The organism is Spiroplasma endosymbiont of Halictus nicosiae, from assembly GCF_978018445.1.
Genome location: NZ_OZ389573.1, coordinates 439299 through 455907, shown reverse-complemented (window position 1 = coordinate 455907; position 16609 = coordinate 439299). Strand labels below are relative to the sequence as shown.

General features: G+C 25.0%; 20 protein-coding genes and 3 pseudogenes. 4 read left to right on the top strand and 19 right to left on the bottom strand.

The window, feature by feature from the left end; translation table 4 throughout:
- Window positions 1-31: 31 nt before the first annotated feature.
- From infC to ACZ91P_RS03065, 5 genes and pseudogenes are all read right to left on the bottom strand, one after another.
- On the bottom strand, window positions 32-562 hold the full coding sequence (infC, locus tag ACZ91P_RS03085; protein WP_465157987.1) for a translation initiation factor IF-3: 531 nt from the start codon (window positions 560-562) through the stop codon (window positions 32-34).
- A 300-nt stretch (window positions 563-862) separates the two neighbouring features.
- Window positions 863-1438, bottom strand: coding sequence for an orotate phosphoribosyltransferase (gene pyrE / locus ACZ91P_RS03080; protein WP_465157986.1), 576 nt, complete (start codon window positions 1436-1438; stop codon window positions 863-865).
- Window positions 1439-1447: 9 nt separating this feature from the next.
- Window positions 1448-2131 (bottom strand): annotated as a pseudogene (gene pyrF, locus ACZ91P_RS03075) (orotidine-5'-phosphate decarboxylase).
- Window positions 2132-2139: 8 nt separating this feature from the next.
- A pseudogene (locus ACZ91P_RS03070) lies at window positions 2140-3058 on the bottom strand (dihydroorotate dehydrogenase).
- Window positions 3035-3974: pseudogene (locus tag ACZ91P_RS03065) on the bottom strand (IS30 family transposase); the annotation flags it as partial. The pseudogenes ACZ91P_RS03070 and ACZ91P_RS03065, both read right to left, overlap by 24 nt.
- Window positions 3975-4372: 398 nt before the next feature.
- Here ACZ91P_RS03065 and ACZ91P_RS03060 point away from each other — a divergent pair.
- The 3 genes from ACZ91P_RS03060 to ACZ91P_RS03050 all read left to right on the top strand — a co-directional run bounded on the left by ACZ91P_RS03060 (window position 4373) and on the right by ACZ91P_RS03050 (window position 6491).
- Window positions 4373-5677: a hypothetical protein gene (locus ACZ91P_RS03060; RefSeq protein ID WP_465157985.1), complete on the top strand. Its 1305-nt coding sequence runs from the start codon at window positions 4373-4375 to the stop codon at window positions 5675-5677.
- Window positions 5678-5863: 186 nt separating this feature from the next.
- A complete protein-coding gene (locus ACZ91P_RS03055) occupies window positions 5864-6055 on the top strand; it encodes a hypothetical protein (protein WP_465157984.1) in 192 nt (63 codons plus the stop codon).
- Window positions 6056-6065: 10 nt separating this feature from the next.
- Window positions 6066-6491: a hypothetical protein gene (locus ACZ91P_RS03050; RefSeq protein WP_465157983.1), complete on the top strand. Its 426-nt coding sequence runs from the start codon at window positions 6066-6068 to the stop codon at window positions 6489-6491.
- Between the two features lie 34 nt (window positions 6492-6525).
- Here ACZ91P_RS03050 and ACZ91P_RS03045 read toward each other — a convergent pair whose 3' ends face one another.
- Window positions 6526-6969: a hypothetical protein gene (locus tag ACZ91P_RS03045; protein ID WP_465157982.1), complete on the bottom strand. Its 444-nt coding sequence runs from the start codon at window positions 6967-6969 to the stop codon at window positions 6526-6528.
- A gap of 70 nt (window positions 6970-7039) precedes the next feature.
- Between ACZ91P_RS03045 and ACZ91P_RS03040 the strand changes: the two genes are divergently transcribed.
- Entirely contained in the window at window positions 7040-7171 is a 132-nt protein-coding gene (locus tag ACZ91P_RS03040) for a hypothetical protein (protein ID WP_465157981.1), read from the top strand.
- A 101-nt stretch (window positions 7172-7272) separates the two neighbouring features.
- On the opposite strand, the gene ACZ91P_RS03035 is transcribed toward ACZ91P_RS03040, so the two are convergent.
- The 13 genes from ACZ91P_RS03035 to ACZ91P_RS02975 all read right to left on the bottom strand — a co-directional run bounded on the left by ACZ91P_RS03035 (window position 7273) and on the right by ACZ91P_RS02975 (window position 16246).
- Window positions 7273-8991, bottom strand: coding sequence for a hypothetical protein (locus ACZ91P_RS03035; protein WP_465157980.1), 1719 nt, complete (start codon window positions 8989-8991; stop codon window positions 7273-7275).
- Window positions 8992-9304: 313 nt separating this feature from the next.
- Complete coding sequence (locus ACZ91P_RS03030) at window positions 9305-9514, bottom strand: hypothetical protein (RefSeq protein WP_252155190.1); 210 nt, start codon at window positions 9512-9514, stop codon at window positions 9305-9307.
- Between the two features lie 36 nt (window positions 9515-9550).
- Window positions 9551-10225, bottom strand: a complete 675-nt coding sequence (locus tag ACZ91P_RS03025) for a hypothetical protein (RefSeq protein ID WP_465157979.1) — start codon at window positions 10223-10225, stop codon at window positions 9551-9553.
- A gap of 13 nt (window positions 10226-10238) precedes the next feature.
- Window positions 10239-10508 carry a hypothetical protein gene (locus ACZ91P_RS03020; RefSeq protein WP_465157978.1) on the bottom strand — a complete coding sequence of 90 codons (270 nt, stop codon included), beginning with the start codon at window positions 10506-10508 and terminating at the stop codon, window positions 10239-10241.
- Complete coding sequence (locus ACZ91P_RS03015) at window positions 10489-11775, bottom strand: hypothetical protein (RefSeq protein ID WP_465157976.1); 1287 nt, start codon at window positions 11773-11775, stop codon at window positions 10489-10491. The genes ACZ91P_RS03020 and ACZ91P_RS03015 overlap by 20 nt, the downstream gene beginning before the upstream one ends.
- A gap of 12 nt (window positions 11776-11787) precedes the next feature.
- A complete protein-coding gene (locus ACZ91P_RS03010) occupies window positions 11788-12204 on the bottom strand; it encodes a hypothetical protein (RefSeq protein ID WP_465157975.1) in 417 nt (138 codons plus the stop codon).
- A gap of 86 nt (window positions 12205-12290) precedes the next feature.
- On the bottom strand, window positions 12291-13322 hold the full coding sequence (locus ACZ91P_RS03005; protein ID WP_465157974.1) for a hypothetical protein: 1032 nt from the start codon (window positions 13320-13322) through the stop codon (window positions 12291-12293).
- Window positions 13323-13417: 95 nt separating this feature from the next.
- Window positions 13418-13798 (bottom strand): hypothetical protein, encoded by a 381-nt coding sequence (locus ACZ91P_RS03000; protein ID WP_465157973.1) that lies wholly within the window; start codon window positions 13796-13798, stop codon window positions 13418-13420.
- A 29-nt stretch (window positions 13799-13827) separates the two neighbouring features.
- On the bottom strand, window positions 13828-14649 hold the full coding sequence (locus ACZ91P_RS02995) for a hypothetical protein (protein ID WP_465157972.1): 822 nt from the start codon (window positions 14647-14649) through the stop codon (window positions 13828-13830).
- A 17-nt stretch (window positions 14650-14666) separates the two neighbouring features.
- Complete coding sequence (locus ACZ91P_RS02990) at window positions 14667-15125, bottom strand: hypothetical protein (protein WP_465157971.1); 459 nt, start codon at window positions 15123-15125, stop codon at window positions 14667-14669.
- 11 nt (window positions 15126-15136) lie between these two features.
- Window positions 15137-15535, bottom strand: a complete 399-nt coding sequence (locus tag ACZ91P_RS02985; RefSeq protein ID WP_465157970.1) for a hypothetical protein — start codon at window positions 15533-15535, stop codon at window positions 15137-15139.
- Window positions 15516-16007: a hypothetical protein gene (locus ACZ91P_RS02980; RefSeq protein WP_465157969.1), complete on the bottom strand. Its 492-nt coding sequence runs from the start codon at window positions 16005-16007 to the stop codon at window positions 15516-15518. Before ACZ91P_RS02980 ends, ACZ91P_RS02985 begins: the two co-directional genes overlap by 20 nt.
- Window positions 15962-16246 (bottom strand): hypothetical protein, encoded by a 285-nt coding sequence (locus ACZ91P_RS02975; RefSeq protein ID WP_465157968.1) that lies wholly within the window; start codon window positions 16244-16246, stop codon window positions 15962-15964. The genes ACZ91P_RS02980 and ACZ91P_RS02975 overlap by 46 nt, the downstream gene beginning before the upstream one ends.
- Window positions 16247-16609: the final 363 nt, after the last annotated feature.

The window sequence follows — 16609 nt, the reverse complement described above, 5'->3', positions numbered from 1 at the left end:
TGTCTTTTCTTTTAAAAGTTAATTTAATTAATTATTTTTTTGGTACAACATACATATCTAAAAACAAGCCATTTAACTGGGGTTCTTTTTCAATCTTTGCCAAATCTTCAATATAACTAAAAAATTTATCTAATGTTTCTTTGCCATATTCAGGTCTTGCAACTTCTCGACCACGAAACTTTAAAGAAATTTTAACACGGTTTCCATCAGTTAGAAATTCACGCACTTTTTTTGCCTTAAATTCCAAATCATGTTCACCAATTCCTGTTCGTAAACGCATCTCTTTATTTTCAATTACATGTTGATTTTTCTTATTTTCTTTTTCTTTTTTCTTTTGTTCGTATTTATATTTTCCATAATCAACCAATTTTGCTACCGGTGGATTTGAAGCAACTGATACTAACAATAAATCTAAACCTTTTTCTTCAGCAAAACGAACTGCTTCATTTCGCCCTAAAGGGCCAACTTTATTACCATCATCTAAAATAATTAAAACTTCACGTGCTCTAATATCATAATTTACTTGCTCGATATTTTTATTGTTTTTAGTGGGTTGATTCATCCAATACCTCCATTTTAATTAATTAAAAAAACGATCAAAAATAGCGCTTTCATTAACAAGAATTATCTTCTTAAATGATTAAAATATAATCATTAAAAACTTTAATTTTATCTTGTAAAACCTATTAACCACACTAAAGGGCATAGGTGAGCATTAGCTACTTTAACATTTTTCATTATTGATTATATGATGTTTTTTTAATTTAGTCAATAATATTAATAAGATATTTTAAATTAACTTACTAATCCAAATCATTGTATTCTTCTACTCTAATTGTTGCTGAAACTCTTTTAAAATTTGTTATTCTGCTTTTGACAACAAACCATTAGTTATTACTAAACTTTCAAAATTAGTTAATGTATAAAAAGGAACTTGTAAACTTTCAAAAGCAATAATAGCTTTTTTTAATTGATAACTAAAAATTGCTAATACCGCAACAACTTCCAAACCTGCCGCTTGTAAAGTTTTCACAACTTCAATAACTGACCCACCGGTAGAAATTAAATTTTCAATGACCACAACCTTTTGTCCCCTTTCATAAACTTCTTCAATTTGATTTTGTTTTCCGTGACCTTTTTTACTACTACGAACATACCCAAATGGTAATTGTAATAAATGGCCTAATAGAGCAGCATGGGGAATTCCTGCTGTTGCTGTTCCAAAAATATTATCAATTTTATCTTGTCCGAAATTAGTATTAATAAATTCAGCAAACCTTTCAGCAATTGTTCACCGCAAATTAGGATAACCCATCGTTAATCGATTATCAATATAAATTGATGCTTTAATTCCCAATGCTCAAGTAAATAATTCAGTAGTATTAATACTAATTGCTTTAATTCTAATTAATTCCGTAATAATGTTTTTCATCTTCATTCGTCCTTTCTAATCTGCCAATGTTGTTACAATTTGTTGATAAACGGCTACCGGATCAGCAGCGCTTGTAATTGCATGACCAATTACTAAATAATCAGCTCCTAATTCTTTTGCAAGAACTGGTGTTGCCACCCGTTTTTGATCAGTTTGTTTAGTTACTAATTGAATTCCAGGGGTAATTGTTTGTAACGATGGAAACTGTGTTTTAATCATCTTTGCTTCTCAAGGGGAACAAATCACACCATAAAAATGATTACCTACTGCTAATTTTGCTAAATTTTGTACTAATCGCTCCGTTGTTAATGTTGAAAATAAAAATAAAGTTTGAAGATCATCATTATCAAGACTAGTTAATACTGTTACACCTAATAATTTAATTGAAGTATCTTGCACAATCTGATGCGCTAATTATAATGTTTTTTCACCACTTGTTAAATGAATTGTAACAAAGTCAACTTGATATTGTTTAAATGCTTGTAAAGCCTTTTCAACTGTAATTGGAATATCATTTAATTTTAAATCAAGAAAAACAATATGACCGTGCTGTTTTAATTTATTAATAATTTCAAAACCAACAGCATAAATTAATTCCATCCCAACTTTTAAAAATAATGATTGTGGCCGAAACTTGTTTAAAAAAGTTCATAATTGTTCTTCTGTATTAAAATAACACGCAATAAATATTTTTGGCATAATTATTTCTACTTCTGGTGCGCGATTCCCACAATATGGCTTAAAAGTTGTAAATTTTGTTCTTTACAATATGCTAACAAATCTCTTTTAATCTCTAAAACAAGGTTTGGATTAGTAAATAAACTAGTACCAATTGCAACAATACTTGCTCCAGCCATTAAAAATTCAAGAACATCCATCATTGGCATAACTAACTCCCCTCATGCCAATAATTGGGATTTTAACTACCTTAGCAACTTCATAAACCATCCGAATTGCGATTGGTTTAATACAAGGTCCACTTAACCCTCCTATAATGTTACCTAAGGCCGGTTTTTTCGTTTTAAGATTAATCTGCATTGCAGGAATAGTATTAATTAGACTAATTGCATCTGCTCTTTCTTCTTGACAAATAATCGCAAATTTCTTAATATCACTAACTGATGGTGATAATTTCACAATTAATTTCTTTTTTGTTAAAACACGGCGAACTCTTTTAACTACTTGTCGTGTTACCACCGGATCAGTTCCAAATAAAATACCGCCTTCTTTAACATTTGGACAAGAAATATTTAATTCAACAAAAGCAATTGCATCAATTTCATTAATAGCAGTGGCTAATATTTCGTATTCTTCAATTGTTTTTCCATTTAAGTTCACAATAATTGGAATCTGAAACGCAGCAAAGGTGGACACAATCTTCGCTGTAAAATAATCTAACTCTGGGTTTTCTAAACCAATAGAATTAATTAATCTCGCTGTAACTTCAGCTAACCGCTGTGCACTATTGCCTAATCGTGGCTCTAAAGTAATTCCTTTTGTTATTAGCATTCCCAACTCATTAACAGAAAAAAAGTCTTGGTAACATTCACCATAACCAAATGTCCCACTTGCTGTTGTTAAAGGACAATTTGTAAATTGTACTATGAAGTGTAGCACCCTACTTAATTTTATTTTAGAGTTTATTATATTAGCAACTTCTTGATAATAATTTCTTGAATAAATACTTAAATCAATTCCTTTGGAAAATCAATGTCTAAAATCACGAATTGCTCTTTCAACTTTGGGTTTTTGAGTTGGAGTTCCAGCATCACAAAAATATACTTTAGCATTTGTTATTTTTTCAATTTTTTCTCAATCAGCAAATTCTTTGCCTTGATCTGTTATTGTTCCTTTGCATCTATCTTTAAAAAATCTGTTAGAAAAAATTCGTTTTAATGCGTTTGTAACTTCTTTTGTTGTTTTTTCTTTTAATGGTTCAATAATTTTAAATTGGGTTAATTCTTCGATTAAAACTAAACAAACACTATTATTTTTACCAACCATAGTATACATTTGAAATCAACCAAATTCATTTTTATCATGTTTTGCTTCTTCAATAGTTCTAAAATTTCTTTTTTTTCCACAGTTATCAATTCTATTTTTTGCTTTATATTTTCTACCATGAAAATATAAATTATCTTTCTTGAAATTTAAAAATCCCAAATGAATATATTTATATAAAGTTTTAAAACATACCGGAAATTTAATACCAAACTCTTTTTCATATTTTTTACAGATTTGTTCTGGTGAATCATGAAATTTGTTATATTCTTCATCTAGTCATTCTAAAATATTTAGCAATAATGATGATTTTTTAAAACATTTTTGTCGTTTTTGTAAATAATCTTCGTGTGCTAATTTAGCGTCATATTCATTATCTTTTAACCTTTTTATTTCTTGTCTAATTGTATTGCGATTTTTATGCAATATTTTTTCTATTTTAGATATATTGGATTTACCATTTTTTAAAAGAATCAAATTCTAATAAATCTTTTAACATTACTCTTTCTTTAAAAGTAAAATGATGCTTTGTTTTATCCATTTTAAAAAATCCTTTCTTTTATATACAAAGCTAATTATATAGTTTTTTGAGGTTTTGGGCGAGCGGTTGATTTTCTTAAATTTTTGTGATAAAATAATTTATAAGTTAAAAAAGATTTTGAGGTTCTTTCAAACAAATTTGGGAACCTTTATAAAATTCTTCGCTTAACGCTTAGAATTTTTCCCAAGTATTTTGAAAAGCGCGGCAAAAGTTTTTTAAACTTTAAGGCATTTTTCACAAACTTATGAAAATTCTGCGAGCCCAGATTTAGTACAGTATAATCACAATAATAATCATTTTAAATAATTGCCTTTCTCCAATATGCTTTAAAAGTGCTTATATATAATGTCAATAGATCTTGAAAAAAAGTTTCAAGATAAGAAAGGAAATTATAAAAAATGAAAAAACTTTTAAATTTATTAAGTGTATTAACAGTTAGTGGAACTGCTGTACCAACAACAATTGCAGCTAGTCCTTATCAAAAAGAAGAAAAATTAAATAAATTAGAAAATAGTGGGTTTGATTATACTGTTTTATCACATTTAGAAAATAATAACTATTCTTTGTGAGATTATGCTTTTTCTCTTTGAAAAATAGGAACTAAAAAAATTGAAGAAACTAAAGATTATATTACAGAAAATTATGATAAAATTAAAAATAATATATTAGAAAAAGTTGACAATTTAAAAAATAATATTATTAATTCTATTAAATTAAATTTTTTAATAAAAGAAATTAACATAGAATTTGAAGAATTTAAAAACAATCTTTATTTTTTAACTAGAAAAACTAATAATTTATATAAAATTACAGAAAAGGGAAATTTACAATTAATACATCAAGGTGATGAGTCCGGAAGAGATGGAAATATTCATGGTTTTTCATTATATAAAAATATAAACAGAAATATTTATATTTTTACTAATAAAAAACTTTATAAAAATAATATTTATAATATAAAAGATGTAATTAGTAATTTTCGTTTTAACCATTTTTATTTAGATAATGAAAATAATATTATTCTTAAAGTCCATAGTTATGATGAAAATATAGATTTTTTAAATTTAATCAAGCATAATGAAGAAGATATTCCAAAAAATATTGATGATATTAAAAAATTAAGAAAAATTTATATTCCAAATATTGTTGATATTAATTCTTTTAATTTCGATGAATATAATAATATTTATATAAAAGTTAGAGATGAATTATATTTACTTAGAAAATATGATATTAATCCCATTAAAATAAGTGGAAAATTTAGTTATGATAATTATACGGGATTTAAATTTTATGCTATAAAAGATAATATTTTTATATTTTCTGATAAAAAATTTTATCATCTTAAATCTGGACAAACTTCAATTGAAGAAATTTCAATTCCAAATATTAATGATCATTATTTAGATAATAAACAAGAAAATTTTTATATTGCAACTGAAAAAGGAATTTATAGATTTAACATTATTGATCAAGAAAGTGATAAATTTAGTAGTCTAATTAGCACAAAAATATCTATTTATAAAAGTAATAATATATTTATTAAGACCAATAATGAGTATTGATATAATCAATTATTAGTTTTATTGAAAAAAGATGATGAAAATTATGAAGAATATAAAATTTTAAATAACCTAAAAATAGGAACGTTTGAAAAATATTTAGTATTAATAAAAAATTTATTTATTTGCAAATACAAATAGTACATTTAAAGTATTTTATTTTGATAGATTAAATGAGTGAATTAGTAACGAAGAAAAAGAAAAAAATGAGATAGAAAAAAAGCAAATAGATTAGAACAAGAAAGATTAGATAAAGAAAGACAAGAATGAATCGGCTAAGAAGGAGAAAGAAAAGCAAAAAAATGAAAAATAAATAAACTAAAAGAAGTGGAAGAATATTTAAAAAAACAAAAAGAGCAAGGAAAATTAAGTTCTTTTAAAGAAAAAATTCTTTCTTGTTTGTCTAAGCATATTTCTGATGGATTTGCATTAGGATTTGGTGTTTTGGGTGGCGCAATAGGAACTGCTATAGCTCCTGGTTCGGGTACAATTTCTAGATCTACAATAGGAACTGCATAGCCAAGAACAATTGAAAGAACAAAAAGAGAACCATAAAATAAATAGAAAAGATGGTATTTTAAAATGAATAGTACCACAAGAAAAACCATTTAAAGAAATTGATAATAAATGATATTTTGTCGTATGAAGATATGATGAAAATAAAGATTGAAATCTTGTAAAATTTAAAAACAACACCAATGAAAATTTTGTTAATGCCATAACACTTGAAAAAGTAGATAAATATTATTTATATTTAGGAAATTATTTTAAACCATCTCTAGATATAGGTGCCGGTTTAACTTATACTAACTTGTATATATATAAACCAGCAACTTTTCCTTATGTATATCATTGAGATAAAAATGATAATTATTTTAAATCAGTTTATCGTTGAAATTTAGATACACAAGAACCTAATTTAATAGTTGATAAAGGACGGTATGGTAAAAGTTAATGAATAATAAAAAGTCATTTTAATAAATGACTTTTTATATTTCTAATGTAATTAATGATAATTTTTCATTATTTCTATTAAATAATTGTAAATTATTAATATTAATTTGTTCTTTTGTTGGTGGATAGGAAAATATTACACTATTTGATTGTTTTATTAAAAAATCAACAACCGCTTTATTTAAATAAGAGTTTTGATCTTCAATACCATTTTTATATAAATATCATGTATCATCTTCGATTAATTGCAAATATGTATTTCTATCTTTTCCACTGATTTTAGTTCCAATAGGAGAATTTTTTATTAATTCTAAGTTAATATCTTTTCCTTCAATAATTTTTTCATTTGGTTTTTCAATAAAAATATTTATATCATAATTACCATAACCCCATATTCCAGATATTTTAATTTGATTTAAAATAAATACTTTTTTATCATAAGTTATTTTAATAGTATCTTCAACTAAATCTTTAGTCATATTTGCTCAAATTCCCTTAGAATAAAGTAATTTATATCATTGAGAAAAATAGTTTAAATAGTTTTCTATTTTGTCATTAGAAACAATTAAATTAGTTAAATATTTACCATATTCACCATCTGATAATTTAATTTTAGCAGTAATAAGAGAAGGGATATTATTTGTTTCTAATTCATTTGTTATTGATAATCAATTAAAATAATTTGTTTCTAATTGATAAATAGGGTTTTCTGAAATATCTTTGTTTTTAATAGTTAATTTAATTTCATCATTACTATTAATATTATTTTGTTGTTTTAAATTTTAATCTGTAATTTGTCCAGTTTTAAGTGATATAAATGGCGTATTTGGTTCACTGTGATTATTTCAACGATAAACTGATTTAAAATAATTATCATTTTTATCTCAATGATATACATAAGGAAAAGTTGCTGGTTTATATATATACAAGTTAGTATAAGTTAAACCGGCACCTATATCTAGAGGTGGTTTAAAATAATTTCCTAAATATAAATAATATTTATCTACTTTTTCAAGTGTTATGGCATTAACAAAATTTACATTGGTGTTGTTTTTAAATTTTGCAAGATTTCAATCTTTATTTTCATCATATCGTCACACGACAAAATATCATTTATTATCAACTTCTTTAAATGGTTTATCATATGTATAAACCTCTTCTCAATAGTTTATTGGAGTTGGTGGCGTGAGGCCACCAATAAAATTAAAATATGATGAATTTAATTTAACTTTACAATCTTCAAATTCTCAATATCCAGTTTCTACCTCTCTTGGATTAGATATTAATTCAAAATAATAAGGGGCAAATAATTTAACATCATCATTATAGCCTTTATTAATTGCATTTTTACTATATGTATAATTTGATAAGATGTATATCACTTGTTTAATTCTTTTTACATATCTTTTATATAATTCACTTGGATTGTCTAATTTTCAATTTTCAAATAAACCATCAATAACATCTTCTGGTTTTTGTCCTTCGAATTTTTGACGTAATTCAGCCGCTTTATTTGTAGGATTGCATTTTTCATCGTATTTTGCCCCTTGAAATTTTCGATCATAATTATAATGATAAGTTAAATAATTTAATAAAACTTTTTCTAAACCATTATTTTTTATTAAACTTAAAATATCATCTGGTTGAATATATATTTTTGCAATAAACCACGGTAAAAAACTTTCGGTAAATCAATATTGAAATACTCTTAAATTAGGTTCTGTTTCAATGGGCATAGATAGCAACGATACTAAACTAACATTTTCAACTATTGATGAAGGATAAGAATAAACACCATTAATATTACCTCAACATTTAATATTTCCAAATAACATTGATTTAGGGTATTTAATCTCAATCCCAGTAAATACTGTATCTTCGGGTAATGATTTTTGTAATACTAAATGAATACTATTTTGGTTTTTTCATTTAAAATCAGTTACCTTAACTAAATGAGTAGATTTAATAATATCAACACCATCAGATGAATAAGGTCTTTTATATTCTTCGATAATATAACATTCATTTTTATTGTCTTCGGTAATTAATTCATTAATAGATACTATTTTTAAGTCATAGGATTCTAAAAATTCTTTATCTTTTTTTGAAATATCATTAATTAAAATATCTTTTTCATCAATCATTACATAACTTGTGCTATTATCTTGGACTGTGATATTTTGTTGAATTTGTAATTTAAAATTAAAATCACTAATTTCATAACCAGTTATTTTAATATATTCATCTTTGTCAATAAAACCTATTTTAACGCTATTTTGAGAGTAGTTTAAGATTGGTTTTTGCTTTGTCTTAACAAGATTTTTATTAATTTTATAAATATATAAGGTTCTAGCACGGTCTTCAGTAAATAATTGTTCTAAATCAGGGTCGCTGTACTGCGATTGACTAGCAAAATCTAATGGAATACTATCAATTGAATAGTCAATTGGTTCATCATTTTCTGCTAATTGTGCTAACATTTTTTCAGATGGTTTTAACATTATTCTTGTTCTCCTTCTTCATTAGGCATATTTATAATAGTTTCATTGTTATTTAATTGTCTGTTTAAAGTAGCATTTACACTGGTAAGCGAACATAAATAATTAAATCATCAATATTTTTAATATTAAATGTTCTACTGTTTAAAATAGCATTATCATATTTAATTAATTTAATTTCTCTAATATATATCATTTGTTCGTATGATGCGTTTGTTTGAATATTTACTCCCCCAACTTCTGCTTGTGTTTGTTGGGCTCCCTTGGCAATTGCGGGAACATGGTGGCGATTTATTTTATAGTAATTAGTTAATAATTAATCATATATTTTGGTTAATTGTTCACCTTTAAAATTACCAGCAATATAGTCTACTGGTTGAAAATTACTATCAGGGTCTCCTTCAACTAATAACAAGTCATTTTCAATAAATGAAGCCAACATTTTACTAATTTCTTGGTCAACCACACCAGTAACACCATTAGTATTAATGGTAAATTTACCACTATTTAATAATGGATCTAACATTATCTTTTCAGCAATAATATCTAAAATACTAGCAAATTATTTACCATAACGAGCAGAAGGATCAAAATTAGGGTTATTAGGAATAATTTCAATTGATATAAAATTAAGTGGTAATATTTCTTTTCTTTGTAAAGTTGTATAGTTATTTCATTTAGCATCATCAATATATAAGTCGGTAATAGTGCTGTATAATCGTGTTTTTAACTTTCTAATAACTTTTACTTGTTTAGTTACATAATCAATTTCTAATTTTTCAGTAATAAAAACACTCTGGTCATTTTTAATATAAGGGTCATAATCAAATGTACAAGATACTAAATTACCTAATTCGTCATATTGGTTATTATAAAAATCAATAGTAATAAAATTAAGTTTTAAATTATTAGCAAAAATAAAATATGCACCTTTACCATTCTTATTAATTTTATATTCGTTATATCAATTCTTATTAGTAAAGTCTTGCATTTTTAAAAAGTTATTAATTAATTTAGTATCTATCTGTTTATTATTAATTGGATTATAAATGCTAATTTCTAAATCTCGTGGATTTAAAAAATTAGCATTATCTTCACAAATTCTTTTTTCTAAAATCTCCTTATGTTTTTGAACAGTAACATTTTTACGATTAGTAATCGTTGATGCTAAATTAAGATAATAACTATCAATATCATATTCTTTTTTTAATTTCTTTTTTGCTGGTAACAATACCATTTATATCACCTCTTTATTTCATATCTTCTTTTTTAATAACATCTTCAATACTATCTTGTTTTTGTTGTTTGTTATGAGTTTTGATAAATCTAATAGTTTCAATAATTAAAACTATAATTCCTGCTCCTATAAGCATTGCTGAAACAATAACATATGCTGGTCAAGAAATACCCAATGTTTTTTCTCCGATAAAACAAATAATAATTCCGGCAATAAAAAACAATGATGAAACTCCAAAGATTTTCAAAAACATAATCATATCTTTAATAGTTACTTTTGGCATAATACCATCTCCTTCCTAACTTACTTTTTTTTCTTTCAATATACAATCCTTTAATTTCAACACTATTTGATATTGATGATAATTTAAACTCACCGTCGCAAAATAATTGAATGGTAATTCAACGACTTGGATTATTTCCATATGATATTCCACTTGCTAATTGACCTTTAAAGTTTATATGCGTAATTATATATAGTTCTATCTCAAGCGTTGTATAACACCATAAACGATAATAATATTCTGACTTATTAAAATTTTTAATTTTATATCCTTTAGAATCTTGAACAAAATGACTAGTATCAACAACTTTTCAATCATTTGATATTTTAGGTAAATCTTTTTTCTGTAAATAAAATTTATTTAAATATTTAGTAGTACCAAATGTATCATCAGTACTTTCAATTCCCGCAACTGTACTATCAATAATCATATAATCAGCAGTATTTTTACCACCTTCAAAACTAGGGTTTCAAATTCTTAATTCCTCGTTTTCAGCATTAAAATCAGCATTAACACGACCACTACTATTAGGTAATAAAGTTATTTTATTTTGTTTTAAATCTCAAACCATTAATTCATCAGCAGTATTTTTAATAATTGTTTTATTATCAATTTTAATATCATTACCGCCACTTTGTTTTGCTTTTCAGACACCATTTTTTTCATAAATAGTATCATTATCAAAGGGAACATTTATTTCATTATTGTTATTTTTAACAATAGTTTTATTGTCAATCTTAGTTTTTTCTTTTTCTATTAAAGCATCAACTTCTAATTGAGTATAATATGATTCTAAATCAATCATTGTTAAATCAATACCTTCTTCTTGAAAAGTACGAAACATTTTCTTTAAAGTTGTTAAATTAGCCAATAATTTTGCATAGGTAGGCAATAGACCTTGTCAAGTAATCATAGGGTCATTTTGCGATGAATAATTAATATCACCAACACTCATATTTGCCGAAGCAAAAAACTCAATTGGAATGCGGTTAAATGTTCAATGCTCAATCGTAATAAACACCATATTAATACAAATTTTCTTTAATAATGGATCTTTAAATGTTTCAAACTTTAGTTTTGAAAATGGATAGTTTAAGTAAGAATTAATCATATTTTGGGCTCTTAAAGCAAATGTTTTAAATCATAATTCTACATCACCTTTAAAGAACTTATTATAACGAACTGGAACTTGTGTAATTTTACCTGTCATTGGAATAAAATTATTATAATTTTCCAAAGTAACATTTTGTCATAATTCATTTAACATTTAATCATCTCCTTATCATTTACTTTTTTTAGAATATATTTTCTTTAATATAAATTTTTTACTATTTAGTAATGTTTTTGTTTTAATTGTTTTGTTTAAATCTTGTTTTGTTCTGAGTTGTTTATATGCTTGAAATACTAGTCCATTACCTAACAAACTAGTAACCGCACTATCTTCTAGCGTATTTAACAATTTATCTTTATTAAAGTTATTTTTAAATTGTTCTTGCATTTTTAATATCTTAGCAATTGTCCGATATATTTTAAAACTATCTTTTACTACTTGCTGATAAGCAAGTGGGACAAAAGAAACTAAATTAAACAAACTTGTTTTTTTAAATCCCCAACCAATAAACCATTCACTGTTCATATAAAATTTAAACGGTTCAGGAGCCAAAACAAACTGTTCTGCTTTGATTAAAGTTGTCATAACGACAATAGGGGCATATTTAGGATTTTTATAATATCTTGTTAAAGCAACTTCACCCGCAACTGATAATGGAACAATTTTAACTGCTAAAAAAACATCAGAACCATAAGCAAAAGGTAATAATTGACCTTTTTAATAGCCTTAGTTTCAAATTTAGATAATATTTTTTTAGTTTTATCAGTAATTTTACTAATTACTTTTTGTTTAATAGTAATTATTTGTTTTTCAATTGGGGCTAATATTTTTTTAGTTACTTTTTGAATATAAAAATTTGGGTTTAAATGATTTAAAATTTTATTTAATTTAATTGGTGTTTGATGAAAAATATTTAATAATTTATTATTATATATTTTACTGCCCCGCATTAAATTAGCATTTAATATTAGGTTTTTACCAACACCTTTTTTATGAAGATTAGTCATTATGTTATATCACTCATTAGTATTAATTTTGCTTATTTTATCAATATTTAATCTATATTCAGACAATCATTTATTAGCATTTATTTCATTTATGCGTGGTATTTTTTGAACTAATGTAGGACTTATTTTTTGAATATTTTTTTCAATTTTTAATAAATTATTAATTGTTTCTAATTTAGAAACTTTAAAACCCTTATAAAAATCATTTCGGGATAATTTTCCAATTGTATATAATAAAGTTTCATTATTAGCTTGTTTTGTAAAATCAAATATTAATTTATCAGATAAAATCTTTTTACCTCTAACTTGTCTTACAACATCTTCTAAATTATTAGCAGTTATTACACCTAATTTTTCAAGTAGTTTAGTTTCTTTCGCTAATTTTAAAATTCTAGTTGTTCGAACAGCACGCGTTAATTTACCAATTCCACCAATTGCTGGTAACAAATTTAAGGGGGTACTTTTTGCTGTTACTTCTGATGTTAATTTATCGTATATTTGATTTACGGCAAAATCGGTTGCTGTTTCTACTCCAAACAAGATAAATGCTGCGGTAAAATTAGATAATCCCGCATCAAGACCAACAGCCGAAGCAATACCACCAGTTAAAACTGATAAACCAAGAGCTAAAACTTGAATTCCTAAAAATTCTAATAACTGTAAACCAAAATTTTTTTCTTGTTGTTGGATTGACAATCTAGTTGGATTTTTTTAACAGCATAAATAAGGGCTGTTTTAGATGTTCCAATTGGCATATATATCAAACAAAAAAGTACTATTTTTTAGTACTATTAAGAATTTTTAATTTTAACATCAATCGAATTTGTTTGACCAGTAGCGTTGTTTTTACCTTCAATTTTAACTTCAACAGTTTTATCATTTGTAATATTAATTGGTCAGTCTTCACCTTTACTTTCAATAAAGTAATCAAAATCACTTTCAGTTAAAGAACTATTTACTGCTTTTACTGCTTTTAAAACAACATCTTTAAATTGTGATTTTAACTGTTCGGCTGTTGCTTTTGTTGGGTCTGCAACATGAATATTTGCTTTATCTATTTTATTAATTTTACTAATATCAATTTTTGAAACAATATGTTTAATAATTCCCTTAGGTTCAACTACTGCCCCACCTAAATATAAAACTCTTTCCATAATCAAAGTATTACCCATTCCAGTACCTAATGCAGCTGCACCAACTCTTAATGGAGTATGGTCTTTTTTACGTAAGATAAGAGGGTCATACTTTTTACTAAATTTAAAGACAATTGCATTAACACACCATCTGGTAATAGAGTAATTGTTCCTTCTGAACCATCTTTATTAATAATAATTGGTAATTTTTTAGGAACCATATAATATGTTGTTCCTTCAACAGTTTTCATTGCTCCGCTTGTTTCAATTACATTGTTTATTTGGTCATTTGCTCCAAGTTGTAACTGTAATTTATTACGAATTCCACGAATAAAATCAGCCGAACCCAAGACAACTGTTTCTGATGGGGTAAATCCATTTTTATATATTTTATCCATAATTTCATCGTGAATTTGTAAAGCATTAGTATCATCTGCTTTTTGGCCTTGAATGGTTGTAACTACTCCTTTATTAATAATTTCTAAAATTTTATTACGTTTATAAGCAACCTCAGTATCCATTGCTTGTTCAATATCAGCAGCCCAAAGATTAGGGTTAAAATCACTTTTTACAGGGTCTAATTTACGAGCAAAAGTTAAAATTGTATCTAATTCAACAATTCCATCATCAAATTCTACTTCTGAATAATTTAATAATTTATCATCAGTATTAAATACTTTCCCATCTTTACCAGAACCTTCATTATATTTAATATTTTTCTTTCTTTTATATGCTAAACTAAATTTACTTGCATCTTTTCATGCAAATAATGCTTCTCAACTAAATTTTTGTTGATAAGTTTGTAAATATCATTGTTCAAATGTTTCTCGATCTCGTTTTGTTGCTTGATTAGCAATATCTCCGAAAATTCTTTGTGGGTTTTGTGCCATAATTTACTTCCTTCTTTCTATTTATTAAATACATTGTCTGTATCTAAAATATTTTTTTCTTTGTTTACTACTTTTGGTACGCCCCCAGTATTAACTGTTTGTACCTTAATTAATTCATCATAAACACTTTGCAATTGTGTTTTAATGATTTCAATATCATCAGTAATATCATAAGATTTTAATAAAACATTTTTAAATTCTTCATTATCAGTTAAAGAATTAATAAAGTCAATTACTTCAATTTGTTTTAATTGAATTGTTTGTTGTTCAATTTGTGAAGTTAATTCAGTATTTTTTGTTTGTAGTTCGTTGATTTGCTGATTACTATTTTCTAAATTAATTGCATTAAATTCTTCAACTTCAGCAGTATCTTCTAAAATAATTTCAGCAGTTTTAATATCTAAACTACCATCTTCATTTTTAATAGGTTCACTATTTTCATTAATAAGAACATATTTTACATTTTTTAATGCCATTGTTTTTCCTCCTATTTTTTAATATTTGTATTTGTTCTTTTTCTAATCGCTTTTTGTATAATTTCAAAACTATCTACTCTAAAAGACAAAAAATAGCGTTTAATTTTTATATTTAACTGATTAAATACTGAGCCTTTAATTTTTATCTCATCATCTTTTTTTAATTTCAAAAACTCAGTTAAAATAGATGGGTTATATATTGATAATGTTGAGTAATTTAATCCTTCTCACTGACATTTAGCCGAACAAGAATCAACTTCAACACCACCAGCAACCAGTGCCTTAATCTTAGTTTTAATCGGATTTTTATGTAATCTAACAGTTAATTCTAACTTATTAATTTTTTTATTTTTTATTTTAGGTTTATTAGTTATTGTTTTTTTAGGTAAATTACTTTTTGTTTGTGCCATTTTTATCAACTCCTTTTGCTAAAAATACCGTAAATGTTTTCAAGCATCGTGGTTCGTGCTTTGACATTTTAATATTTCCTTTATAAATATAATTTTTCTTAATGACTGGTGATTGTAAAATATATTTTAAATTAAATAGATATTTGCATAAAACTTTTAAATTACCAATAAATTTAGGAGTAGATAATGGATTTTTTATTTTTAAACACTTATGAAGTTGATAATCTTCAATTATTACAATAACTTTATTTAAATAAGAACAAATTTTATTTTTAAACTCATTTAATATTAAATACATATTATTTATTGCTTCTTCTTCATTTTTGGAATTAAAAGTAATATTATTAATTATTTTCTTTTGCAAAACATTATAAATAATAATACCAGTTTGTCCAATTCCAGCAGGGTCAATTGCAATAATATATTTTAATTTATTTGTTTTATTTTTTTGTCAATTTGTAATATTTTTCATTTATCGGATGCTAAATCTAAAATATCGTTAATTTTATAATATTGCGTATATGAAACAATAACATCTCACTTGTCTTTAAATAAATTTAAGTACATTTTGGCTCATTCTAAACATTGCAAATCATAATGCTTTTTATGATGTGAAATACGACAATTAATAGGTTGACAATTAACTCAATCAAATGATGTTGTTATTTCATTTCAAGTTTCATTAATATATTTACTTTTATATTCTGTCATTTATCTATACTCCTTAATTCTTTTTATTTGTTGCTCAAATTTCATCATTAATATCATTTACTGTTACCAGATAAGCTTGTATCATTAATTCTTGTAATTTATTTTTAATTTTTTTATTTCATTTTTTTATCAAATATTTTCCTTTCTGTAAAAAAACATAATATTCCTTTATTGGTTAATATTTTGATATTTAGTAAATAATTTATTTTAATATTTAATTACTTCGCCGCCCGCTCAACTTTGAAGGTGGGCGGGGGCGGATAGGATATTTTGATAGAGTTTACCCCATACGGAAATAAACAAAAAACAGTTTACCCAGTTATTAATTACGCTTCATTTATCCCTACACAACTTTATATAAAG